The organism is Paenarthrobacter sp. NPDC090522, assembly GCF_044769225.1.
In the GTDB taxonomy this organism is placed as follows: domain Bacteria; phylum Actinomycetota; class Actinomycetes; order Actinomycetales; family Micrococcaceae; genus Arthrobacter.
The window spans coordinates 115,939-127,638 of the sequence record NZ_JBIVXL010000015.1; the positions used below are offsets into that span (position 1 = coordinate 115,939).

10 protein-coding genes and 1 rRNA gene are annotated in these 11,700 nt (G+C 64.4%); 4 read left to right on the top strand and 7 right to left on the bottom strand.

Annotated elements, in window-relative coordinates; translation table 11 throughout:
* The first annotated feature begins 5 nt into the window (after nt 1-5).
* The 4 genes from ACIQT2_RS18350 to ACIQT2_RS18365 are packed head-to-tail and all read left to right on the top strand — an operon-like array spanning nt 6 to nt 4,377.
* Nucleotides 6-1,007: an ABC transporter permease gene (locus ACIQT2_RS18350; protein WP_400272393.1), complete on the top strand. Its 1,002-nt coding sequence runs from the start codon at nt 6-8 to the stop codon at nt 1,005-1,007.
* Nucleotides 1,008-1,012: 5 nt separating this feature from the next.
* The gene (locus ACIQT2_RS18355; RefSeq protein WP_402949259.1) at nt 1,013-2,053 is read left to right on the top strand and encodes an ABC transporter ATP-binding protein; all 1,041 of its coding nucleotides are present in this window, start codon (nt 1,013-1,015) and stop codon (nt 2,051-2,053) included.
* A 7-nt stretch (nt 2,054-2,060) separates the two neighbouring features.
* Nucleotides 2,061-3,083: an ABC transporter ATP-binding protein gene (locus ACIQT2_RS18360; protein WP_402949262.1), complete on the top strand. Its 1,023-nt coding sequence runs from the start codon at nt 2,061-2,063 to the stop codon at nt 3,081-3,083.
* A gap of 22 nt (nt 3,084-3,105) precedes the next feature.
* Nucleotides 3,106-4,377 carry an amidohydrolase family protein gene (locus ACIQT2_RS18365; RefSeq protein WP_402949265.1) on the top strand — a complete coding sequence of 424 codons (1,272 nt, stop codon included), beginning with the start codon at nt 3,106-3,108 and terminating at the stop codon, nt 4,375-4,377.
* Nucleotides 4,378-4,403: 26 nt separating this feature from the next.
* Here the strand turns inward: ACIQT2_RS18365 and ACIQT2_RS18370 are convergent, their stop codons facing one another.
* The 7 genes from ACIQT2_RS18370 to rrf form a co-directional block, all read right to left on the bottom strand.
* Entirely contained in the window at nt 4,404-6,263 is a 1,860-nt protein-coding gene (locus ACIQT2_RS18370) for a DUF222 domain-containing protein (RefSeq protein ID WP_402949268.1), read from the bottom strand.
* A gap of 634 nt (nt 6,264-6,897) precedes the next feature.
* Nucleotides 6,898-7,368 (bottom strand): pyridoxamine 5'-phosphate oxidase family protein, encoded by a 471-nt coding sequence (locus ACIQT2_RS18375; protein ID WP_402949271.1) that lies wholly within the window; start codon nt 7,366-7,368, stop codon nt 6,898-6,900.
* Nucleotides 7,369-7,425: 57 nt separating this feature from the next.
* Nucleotides 7,426-8,784: an MFS transporter gene (locus tag ACIQT2_RS18380; RefSeq protein ID WP_402949274.1), complete on the bottom strand. Its 1,359-nt coding sequence runs from the start codon at nt 8,782-8,784 to the stop codon at nt 7,426-7,428.
* 136 nt (nt 8,785-8,920) lie between these two features.
* Complete coding sequence (locus ACIQT2_RS18385) at nt 8,921-10,366, bottom strand: FAD-binding oxidoreductase (RefSeq protein WP_402949294.1); 1,446 nt, start codon at nt 10,364-10,366, stop codon at nt 8,921-8,923.
* A gap of 93 nt (nt 10,367-10,459) precedes the next feature.
* Nucleotides 10,460-11,026 carry a GNAT family N-acetyltransferase gene (locus ACIQT2_RS18390; protein ID WP_402949277.1) on the bottom strand — a complete coding sequence of 189 codons (567 nt, stop codon included), beginning with the start codon at nt 11,024-11,026 and terminating at the stop codon, nt 10,460-10,462.
* Nucleotides 11,019-11,513, bottom strand: coding sequence for an SRPBCC domain-containing protein (locus ACIQT2_RS18395; RefSeq protein WP_402949281.1), 495 nt, complete (start codon nt 11,511-11,513; stop codon nt 11,019-11,021). The genes ACIQT2_RS18390 and ACIQT2_RS18395 overlap by 8 nt, the downstream gene beginning before the upstream one ends.
* Before the next feature lie 93 nt (nt 11,514-11,606).
* Nucleotides 11,607-11,700, bottom strand: a 5S ribosomal RNA gene (gene rrf, locus ACIQT2_RS18400); the annotation flags it as partial.

Consider the following 11,700-nt stretch of genomic DNA (forward strand, 5'->3'; position numbering starts at 1 on the left):
CCACCATGATCACTTTCATTCTTCGCCGTGCCGGATCGTTGGTCCTGCTCCTTTTCGCGGTCAGTTTCATTACCTTCACGTTGTTCCAGCTTGGCCCTTCTGATCCTGCCGCGGCAGCGTGCGGGCAGGAGTGCACGCCCGAACGTGTTGCGGAAGCCCGGGTTGCTTTGGGCATGGACCAACCGTTCTTCGTGCAATACCTCGACTACATGCGTGGCCTGTTCTCTCCCCGGATGATCGGTGCCGCCGGCGCCCAGACCCTGTGCGAATGGCCGTGCCTGGGCAAGTCGTTCCAAACCAATGAGAACGTTGCGGACATCATTGCCCGGTCGCTCCCCTACACCTTCTCCATGGCCATCGGGGCGCTGGTGCTCTGGACCATCACCGGCGTGGGCCTCGGCCTCCTGGCCGCCCTGCGCAAGGGTTCACCGATGGACAAGTTCATTGTTGGGGCGGCTTCCGTGGGCGTTTCGCTCCCCATCCCGGTTACAGGCCTGTTCCTGCTGTTGCTCTTCGTCAACCAGTTGCATCTGCTGCCCTTCACCACCAATGAGATCAGCAGTCCGTTCGGCCCCCAAGGGCCCGGCGCGTGGGTGACCAACTACCTGTTGCCGTGGATAGCGCTGGCCGTGCTGTTCAGTGCCTCCTACATCCGTGTCACCCGCACCAACATGATCGAGACGTTCGGTGAGGACTTCATCCGAACAGCACGTGCCAAGGGCCTCGCCCCAAGGACAGTGACGTTCAAGCACGGCGTCAGGGCCGGCATCACGCCAGTAGTCACCATGCTCGGCATGGACATCGGCCTGCTCCTGGGCGGCGCCGTCCTGACCGAGCAAATCTTCTCCGTCCCAGGCCTCGGCTTCACGGCAGTGCACGCAGCTATCTCCGGCGACCTGCCTGTCACTATGGCCATCACCATGCTGGCCGCGTTCTTCGTGATTGTCGCCAACGTGGTGGTGGACCTCGCGTACGCCGCCATCGATCCCCGAGTGAGGCTCCAATGACCCACATGCCACTCGCGCAAAAGACCAGCGCTGTTCCTGCGGGCACCAACGCCTTCCTGGACGTGCGGAACCTGTCTGTGAAGTTCCCTACCGACGACGGCCTCGTTTCCGCCGTCAACGGCATGGACTTCACCTTGGAGCGCGGCCAGACCCTGGGCATCGTCGGTGAGTCCGGCTCTGGCAAGTCCGTCACCAGCCAAGCCTTGATGGGCCTGCTCAAGGGAACATCGGCGCAGGTCACCGGCCAGGCGATGTTCCAAGGGCAGGACCTGGTCGCCCTTCCGGAGTCGGCCATGCGGCAACTCCGCGGACGCAACATCGGGATGATCTTCCAGGATCCCCTTTCTGCCTTGCACCCCTTCTACACGGTGGGCCATCAAATCGCCGAGGCGTACTTGGTCCACAACAAGGCGAGCAAGAAGCAGGCCCGGACAGCCGCCGTCGAGATGCTGGGAAGGGTGGGCATCCCCAGCCCCGAACAACGCTTCGATGAGTACCCGCATCACTTCTCCGGAGGCATGCGGCAGCGCGCCATGATTGCCATGGCCCTGATCTGCGAGCCGGAACTGCTGATCGCAGACGAGCCCACCACCGCCTTGGACGTGACCGTGCAGGCGCAGATCCTGGACCTCATGTTGGAGTTGCAGGAGGAAACCAATTCAGCCCTCATCCTCATCACGCACGACCTGGGGGTTGTAGCAGAGGTGTGCCATAACGTACTGGTGATGTACGGCGGCCAATGCGTGGAATCCGGGCCGGTGGATGAGATCTTTTACGACACCCGCCACCCCTACACGCTGGGCCTCCTCAATTCGATGCCCACGTTGGCCGGTTCCTCGGGCCAGCTGAACCCGATCCCCGGCCAGCCGCCGTCGCTCCTCGACCTGCCCAAGGGCTGCATCTTCAGCGCACGGTGCCAGTACGCCGATCTTGCCGGCGACGGCGTCTGCGCCAGCCAACGGCCCGAACTCACCGTCGAGGACGGTCACGGCAAACGCTGCCACCTCAGCGGTCCGCAGCTCCTCACCATCCGTACTGTGCGATAGGACCGCCATGGAAAACCAGCCAATTCTCCAGGTGGAGAACCTGCAAAAACACTTCCCGCTCAAAGGCGGCCTCCTGCCGGGTGCCCCGAAGCGCTCGGTCAAAGCGGTCGACGGCGTGACGTTCAGTTTGGGTCGGGGCCGGACTTTGGGACTCGTGGGTGAGTCCGGGTGCGGGAAATCGACCACCGGCCGTATGGTTTCACGGCTCATGGACCCCACTGGTGGCCGCATCATGATCGACGGTGTGGACATCAGCCAACTGCGTGGTCGGGATCTCTACAATTTCCGGCGCAAGGTCCAAATGATCTTCCAGGACCCCTTCGCGTCCCTGAATCCGCGACAGACCGTTGGCACGGCCATCGCGGCTCCCATGGTGGCGCAAAAGATCAATCCGCCGGGCGGGCTGAAGAACAGGGTCAAGGAACTCCTGGACCAGGTGGGCTTGAAGCCCGAGCACTACAACCGGTTCCCGCACGAGTTCTCCGGAGGCCAGCGTCAACGCGTAGGCATCGCCCGAGCCATCTCCCTGAACCCCTCGGTGATTGTGTGCGATGAGCCGGTGTCCGCCCTGGACGTCTCCGTGCAGGCGCAAGTGGTGAACCTGCTGCAGCAGATTCAACGGGATACGGGCGTGTCCTACATTTTCATCGCCCACGACCTCTCTGTGGTCAGGCACATCTCGCACGAAGTCGCCGTGATGTATCTCGGAAAGATCGTGGAGCAAGGCACCCGGGACTCCCTGTTCAGCGATCCGCGCCACCCTTACACCAAAGCCTTGCTCTCAGCCGTTCCGCTCCCGGATCCCCGGGCTGCCCGCGAACAGGTCAAGATCAGGCTCCGCGGAGACCTGCCCTCACCCGCCAATCCCCCGAGCGGCTGTGTCTTCCGCACCCGTTGCCCGCTGATCGCTACCTTGCCCGAAGAGCAACGCCAGCGATGCATGAACGAGGTCCCCGCAACAGCTACCTCCGCCGCTCCGGCCTGCCACCACACCGGGGTGGCAGCCGAGGTGTTGGCGGGTGTGCAATAGATCCACAATCAAAGGAGAAACAGTGAACACCCTGATTCGTGCCGTCCGTCCGTGGGGGCAGGCGTTGAGCGATGTCGTGCTCAGCGGCGGCGAGATCACCGGCGTCGAACCCCATGACCCCGCCAGGGTGGTACCGGCAGGTACCACCGTCGTGGAGGGCCGCAACCGCCTTCTGGTGCCGTCGTTCTCGGACGTCCACGTGCATCTGGACTCCACCCGGATCGGCCTCCCCTTCCGGGAGCACACCGGGGGTCCCGGCGTGTGGACCATGATGATGAACGACCGCCTCAACTGGCGCAACGCCGAGGTTCCGCTGCAGGAACGGGTCAATGACACGCTGGGCCGCATGATCGCCCGCGGTACCACCCGCGTCCGCTCCTACGCCCAGGTAGACGTGGACTGCCGACTGGAGCGCTTCGAGGCGGTGGCGAACGCGAAGGAGGCGTTCGCGGACCGCGCTTCCGTGGACATCATCGCCTTCCCGCAGGCGGGTTTGTTGCTGGAAGAGGGCACCGTCGAGCTCATGGAAGAAGCCTTGAAGGCCGGCGCCAACGTGATGGGCGGCATTGATCCGTGCACTCTGGACCGGGACCCCGCAAAGCACCTGGATATCGTCTTTGGCTTGGCGGAAAAGTACCAGGTGCCCATCGACATCCACCTGCACGAGCCCGGCGAGCTGGGGGTCTTCAGCACGGACCTGGTCCTCGAGCGCACGCGAGCCCTGGGCATGCAGGGCAAAGTCACCATGTCCCACGCTTACCAGCTGGGTAGTGTGAATGAGGCCACGACGCGTCGCCTCATCGACTCGTTCGCCGAGCTCGATGTCTCGCTGGCTTCCGTGGCTCCGGCCGCTTCGGGACAACTTCCCATTCCGCTGCTCACGGAAGCAGAGGTCCGCCTGGGCCTCGGCGAAGACGGCCAGCGTGACTACTGGTCCCCCTACGGAAACACGGACATGCTGGACCGGACATGGCAGCTGGCCTTCACGCACGGATTCCGGAAAGACGAGCTCATTGAGCACTGCCTGGCCATTGCCACGATCGGCGGGGCCAGCATCCTGGATCCTGGTGCCATACGGCTCAAGGACACTGCCCACCGTCCAGGAGTCGAGATCGGCGACCCCGCTGAACTGCTCTTGGTGGATGGCGAAACCGTGGCGTCCACCGTCATGGACCGCGGCAAGGACCGCACTGTGATCCATGCAGGAAAGGTAGTGGCCGACCAACTTGAACTCGTTATAACCCAGCAGTTCGCGAGTCTGTGCGTTGCCGGGCAGCGCAGAAGCCGTAGCTGAACTGTGTTGAGGCTCGCGGCATAGGGCTATACGGCGGCATATGGCTCATGGACAGTCACCGGGGTTCGTGAGCGGGTTCGTGTCCCCGGTCTGAAGAGGGACGCGGCGCTCCCGTCCCCCGGCGGCTCGTCCGGGTTTCCCGCGGCGAGGTTCCCGCTGACCACCCGCCCATCGGGATCTCCCGCCACAACGGACCCGTTGACCAGCGACGAGCCCTGGTCTCCCGTCGCCACGGACCCGTTGACCAGCGACGAGCCCTGGTCTCCCGCCACAACGGACCCGTTGACCAGCGACGAGCCCTGGTCTCCCGCCACAACGGACCCGTTAACAGGTGACCCGTCAGCATGTTCAGCGGCTGGGTTGCCGCTTCCGGGGAGTGGTGGGGCTGTGGATTGGTAGCGGTGACCGGTGGGGGTTCTGACCTCCAGACTTCGTGGTCCCTGATCGCTTGGGGTGGTGTTCCAGCCGGGGTTTTCTTTGGTGTGGTTGCAGGCTTCGCAGAGCCCTGCGCCGTTGGCCAGGGTGGTCTTTCCTCCGGAGTGCCAGGCCAGGACGTGGTCGTAGTGGTGGATGGGCGCGTCGCAGTAGGGTGTGCGGCACGTGTCATCACGGGTCTGGATGAACCTGCGCATCCCCTGGGGGAACAACCTGGCCTTGGAATCAGTGGCCAGCAGCTCATTGGTTCCCGGCGCCGTGTACAGCCGCCGGATCCACACGGCAAAATCGGACTGGAGCCCTGAAGGACCACCAACGTCCGGGACGTCCACGGTTGTTTCCTCACCAAGCCCGGCAGACCCGGGTGGCCAGTTGCCGGCCCCTTGCCCGGCACCGGCGGCTTCCCGGCTGTCGCCTACAGTCCTACCGCCGACCGCTTCCCGTCCGGCAAACCCGGCTGACCCGGATGGCCCGGGAGGCCTTTCGGGACCATTGCCGGCCTCCCGCCCGACGCGTGTGGCCGGGTCGCTGACCTCATGTCCGGCACGTGTTGCCGGGTCGCCGCCCGCCACTTCCCGCCCGGCTAGTGTGGCCGGGTCGTTGTCGGGGCCGTGCTTGATCAACTCCCGCGCCCAGCCGGCCGGGACGATGCCGTAGCCCTTCAACCTCGCCGGTTCACTATCACCCTGCAACAACGTCCGGTCCGTCATCACCACTTCCACGTGCACCCCAGCGACACCACCCGGGGTGCCGGTGAGCCGCTCCACCAAAGTATCGGCCATCACCTGCCCCTTGGACCGCGCATCACCGGCAGAGCGGGCCGTCCCCGCGGCCCGGGTCAGCGCCGCATACGCCGCCACACCCTGCGCCACCGGCAACAGTGCCGTCAAATACGTCATCGTGTCCGGCGCCGGACGCAACCCCACGTTCCGCTCATTCACCGCATACGCCGCCCGCCGGGTCACCGAGGCCGGATCCCGCCGATACGCCGCAGCCTTCACCAACGCCACAATCGCCCGGTCACCCCGCCCGTCGAACGTGCCCGTATCCGCGGCCAACTCCTCATCCACCGCGCACCGGTCCTCCACCGACAAACACGCCGTTTCCCGCACCAACAACGTTGCGCGCCACTCGTTCAACCGCCCCGTCTCCAACGCCGCCAACGTCCGCGGCATCTCCGTCACGAGTGCTTTCGCCAACCCCAACAACCGGGCCCCCTTGTTCGGGGACTCACGCCGCGCCAACGCCACCTGCGCCCCCACACCCCTACCCCGCTCCGAGGCCGGAACCCCCGCCTCCGCCTGCTCCCGGCGCTGGGCCAGATCAAACGCCACAGCCACCCTCGCCTGCGCCGCCGACACCGCCGACTTCACATCCTCCAACCCCCGCAACAAATCCACCAACACCCCGCTGTCGCCCGCGGGCTCAAGCGCACCAACAGCAGAGATCACATCCGCAATCCAGGCCCGGGCGGAGACAGGCGTATCCAAGACAGGGACAGGGACAGGGACAGGGACAGGGACAGGACTACCAGCAGCGCCACCAACGCCATCACCCAACTGCCCCGAAAACCCGTTCATACCCCCACTCTTCCAGCCCCACAACCCCCGAATAAGACCACAAACAAGCCATGTGGAAACACCCCCTGTAAACGCACAGCGACTGCTCCTCCACAACCAGAGGGCGCAGACTGTGGGTTGCCCGATCAACGTTGTCTGGTAGGTGACAGAAAAGGCGACAAGCCTGTGCCGATGTCCTCAAGGCCGTTCTGGGTTCGACGTCGGCCCAATAACGCGGTAGCCGGTAATTCGCTCCCTTAACCAACACCTCGCCTGACTCGAAACGCCCCCGCAAGGCAGCAGAGAGAGCATCGGAACGGCGGAGCCCTACGAGTGAAAGGAACGGAGCCATTCGGCAAGCAGCGGAACGGCGAAGCCCACGAGTGAAAGGAACTGACCCATTCAGCAAGCAGCGCAACGGCGGAGCCCACGAGTGAAAGGAACTGACCCATTCAGCAAGCATCGGAACGGCGGCGCCATACGAGTGAAAGGGACGGAGCCATTCAGCAGCAGCGGCCTTCGCGCCCTATTCGGGGCTAGCCGTGGGGGCGCCGTCCAAAGGCGTCCACCACGTCACCGGCGGGGCGACCTTGAAGCGGCGTCCCGTCACAGTGCTGGGGGTAATCCGGATGAACTGGTCCTTTTGTCCGGCCTCCCAGGGAAAGAGCAGGAGCCCGATGGTGTCCAGGACGTCCTGGGTTAGTTTCACCGCCGTCGCCTGTCCCTTTGCCACGACGCTCCAGGCGATGCCGGTATCCGCGTCCACACCGTCGGCCTCGATGGCCACGGGAGCATCGCTGAGTGCGGCGTGGAGTTTGGTGCCCTCACCCGTACGGAAAACCATGGTTCCGTGATCAACTTTGTAATTCACGGGAAAGATGTCCGGATGGTCGTCCACCAAGACCGCCAAACGGCCCACGGAAACACCGCGGAGGAGTTCCCAGCATTCATTGGCCTGCAGAATTTCCGTGCCGCTACCGGGCGCTGAGTTCGTCATACCGCAGAGGATACGCCGGAGCACACCCGCCGAACAGGGCGCGCAGACCTCTCCGGATCAGCGAACCAACTCAGGCGTTGACTGGTTCCCGGGCCGGGGTTCCGCAGACATTTCGACGCTGGCTACGGGACCTCGGATGGCAAGGTATCCCGCCCCGGCCAGGACCAACGCTTCTGCTGCCAGCGCAAGGAACGTCGCCTCCCAACCACCGGTCCAGGTGTGCAACAGGCCAGCCGCCAACGGACCGAGCGACGCCAGCGCAAATCCAAACCCCTGGCTCATTGCGGAGAGCTTTCCCGCGGATTGGGGTCCCGCCGAACGGATCACCACCAACGCCATGCCCAGGCCGAACCCGGCGCTCTGGACCACTCCCAGCACCCCAACCATCGGGAATTGCAAGGCCGCCGGCACCAGCAACACACCGATCAGGGCGACGGCCACGGAGATGCCGAGACCCGGCGCCAGGACTCGGAGGACCTTCGGACGACCAGCCAGGACCGGGGCCAGCAGGCTCGCAGGAAGGCCGGCCAGGCTGAACCAGGCAAGCAGGGCGGCAGCGTCAGCCGGTGAGAGCCCCTTGGAGGTCAGGTATACAGCCAACCACGAGGTGATGGCGAAGTAGAGCATGGCCTGGAGCCCGAAAAATGCCGTCACTGCCCACGCGGTGCGCTGCTTCCGCAGCGGCGTCACCATTTGTGAAGCGTCCGACGTCGGCACGCGGCTGGTTGCTGCTCGCTCGCCACCTGCTGTGGGGGCTTGGGAGGGCGTGCCGGGTGCCGCCGTCGGGCGGTTGCCCGTCGCTGGGCCGGGTCCCGCCGTGGCAACTTGCGTGGCAACGCCGGGTGCCGCCGTCGGGCCTCCCGCGCGGAAGATAAGGGCGGCGCCGGCGCCGGCCGGGAGAGCCCAGACGCCCAGCGCCCAGGCGAGGCTGCCGCCAAAGGCGTGCTCAAGGGGTTGGACCAGTCCGGCGCCAAGGGCGGCGCCGAGACCGAAGCCCATGGTGCACAACCCCGTCCACCACCCGGTGCCATGATTGGCCTTCACGATCTGGGGCACCAGGACACTGGCGGTCATGATTGCTGCCCCGGCGAGGAAGGTGCCGGGAAGGAGCAGGGCCGGAACCATGACGCGAAGCACCAGTGCCACCGCCAGCACCACCAAGGCGAGGGCGACGGTAGGACCGGTGCCCACCTTCCGTGCAAGCCAAGGGGCTATCGGACCGGACACGCCAAAGGCCAGGACGGGCAAAGTACCCAGCAGCGGCAGGAGCGACGGGTCCAGCCCAAACGCGCCGTTCACCTGGTTCATGACGCCGGCGACGGTAGTGATGGTGGGCCGCAGATTCACGGACACCAGCACCAGCGCGAGCAACACAAGCCACGGAGCAACACGTCCGCCCCAGAAAGACCGCTTCATCGCGCCCTACCTACTCCTAGATTATTTGGTATACCAAATAAGAGTAGGGCGTGGACTAGCGAAAGTAAACTGGCCTTAGTAAAGCTCGCAATGTATGACTCAAAGGGCTAGCTGAACACTTGGAATACCAGAAGCGCTAAATAGCTTTCCCCGGATTCAGGATTCCTGAGGGGTCGAACAGCTCCTTGATGCGCCGCTGGAATTCCCGCACAGGCTCGGGCTGTTCAAGTCCAAGCCAGCGCAGTTTGTACTGGCCCACGCCGTGTTCGCCCGTAATGGTGCCACCCATCTCCAGCCCCACGCGGATGGACTCGTCGAGTGCCGCGTTCAAGCGGACCAGAGCATCGGCGTCTGAGGCAGGATCCACCCGGTCCAACCAGAAGGTGGGGTGGAGGTTGCCGTCGCCGGCGTGCGCCACCACCTTGAGCCGCACGTCATGCCGGGAAGCCATGGCCTCAAGCTCAGCCACAAAGTCCACCAACCTGGAGCGGGGTACGGCGATGTCTTCTCCCACACGGAATTCATCGTCCACTTCCACGCCGCGGCTGTTGCGCCGGAGGTCCACCAGCATGTCGGCCTCTTCGCTGGCCTCCATGGTGACCGTGGCGCCGCCGTCGGACAGTACTTGGCGCACCACCGCGGCCTCGGCCGCTGCACCGAAACCGTCAGTCTGGATCAGGAGCAACGACTTGCCCCGGGCCTGCAGGTCCGAACCGTTGAGTTCATCGAGTTGAACCAGGGTGCCGTTATCCAGGAGCTCCATGATGGCCGGCTGAACGCGTGCTTTGCCGACAGCCAGCACGCCCGCGGCTGCGCTGCGGAAGTCCTGGTAGAAAGCGGCGATGGTGTGGACCTCGCGCGGCAGGTATTTGAGACGAACCGTCACGCCGACCACAATTCCGAGGGTTCCTTCGGAGCCCACCAGCAGGGCCGTGAGATCGTAGCCGGCCACACCCTTGAAGGTCTGGTGGCCGGTGTGGATCAACGAACCGTCCGCGAGCACCACATCCAAAGCGAGGACGGAATCGCGCGTCACACCGTATTTGGCGCACCTCAGTCCACCCGCGTTGGTTGCCACATTGCCGCCGATGGTGGACATCTTGTAGCTCGCGGGGTCCGGGGCGTACATCAGTCCGTGGTGGGCGGCGGCCGCGTTCAGCTCGGCGTTGATGACGCCAGGTTCGACGACGGCGGTCTCGTCGTCAGCGTTGAGCTCCAGGATGCGGTTCATTCGTTCAAGGCCGAGCACGATGCACCCGCGGGTAGCGTGCGCTCCGCCCGATACCCCCGTCCCCGCGCCGCGCGGGACGATGGGAATCTGGTGGGCCGCACACGCGCGCACGATGTTCTGGACGTCATCCACTGATTCCGCCCAGACCACGGCCAGGGGAACGTGCCGTTCCAGCAGCGGACCTTGGTCAGCCGAGTAGATGGTGCGGGTGTCTTCGTCTTCCACCACTTGGTCCGGCCGCAGTACTGCTTTCAGCTCCGCAAGGAAGGCCCTCCGCGCCTGGGACTCCGAACCAGTTTCCCTGCCACCAATGGTGCGTTCCTTGATGCTTTCTGCTGTTGTTGCGGCCATGGCCGTTTCATCCGACAAGGTGGTTCCTCCACACATGAGCACCGCGGACACGCCAAACCGGCAGTCTTCGCAGTGTTTTAGGTGCTCACCAGTCTAATCAGTACCAGCAACTTCCACCGCCGCATCCCCGGCCACGGCAGAGGCGAGTTGCTTCTCCATGAAAAGCTCTTGCTTGTTTGGGTCCAAGGGATAAGGCTTGCTTTCCCCTGTCAGCTGGAAACCATGCCGTTTGTAAAAGGCCATGGCCCGCTGGTTGTCCTCGTGGACGCCCAGTTCCAAGGACCACGCTCCCAAGTCCGCAACAGCTGCCTGGCACGCATGCGCCAGCATCTGATCGGCCAATCCCAAGCCCCTGTACTCAGGGGCAACATAGACGCTGATCAACATGCCCTGCAACGGGCGGCCTGGATCCTGGGGATGTTTCACCACCACGCGCATCAGTGCTCGGATCCTGGAACCCGGCCCATTCTCGTCAGCAACGAGCGTGACACTGTCCTCGGCCGACATGGCGGAAGCCCGCTCCAGCCATTGCGTATCAGTCTGCCGGCGGGCCGCCTGCAGACTCTCCACGTACGCCATGGGAGTGTCAGCCAACATCTCCAGACGAACGGCTTTCAGCAGGGGCCAATCCTCGGGGCGCAGGCGCCGGATACTAGGCACCGGCTCCGCCCATGAACCGCGAATAGTTTGCGAGCACTCCGGGCCAGCCCTCTGCGTAGGAGGCCCTGGTGGCGGCAGGATCCTCGGCGCCCTCCCAGCCCTCATGCACCAGGCGCACCTCCGTACCGTCATCAACGGCCCGGAAAGCGACCCTCAACTCAGTGGACCACAGTGGCGTGCTGGCGGGATACCAGCTGGCATGGAAGGACAGGGGCGGTTGCCAATCGTCGATGGTGCCCCAAACGGACGTCTCTCCGGCCTCGGAGGTCTCCAGGATGAGGTTCTCTTCGAATTCCACGTGCGAGCCGGCACCGTAGACGCTGTGCTCCTCCAACGGCCACCACAGGTGGGGGTGGTCAGTGAAACCCATGAAGGCATGTTGGATAGTGGCAGGTACAACGATGGTGAATATCAAGGGCTCGAGCTGATCCGCGTCGGGCCGCGGCTCCGTGCTGTCCGACTCGGGATGGCTGAAAAGACTGTCCATGATCATCAACTCTACCCGCGCCAGCAACAGCGTCAGGAGCGTTAAACAGCTACTGCCCAGACCGTCGTGGTCTGGGCAGTAGCTCTAAATAGTGTCCGGCGGTGTCCTACTCTCCCACACCCTCCCGGGTGCAGTACCATCGGCGCTGTGGGTCTTAGCTTCCGGGTTCGGAATGGGACCGGGCGTT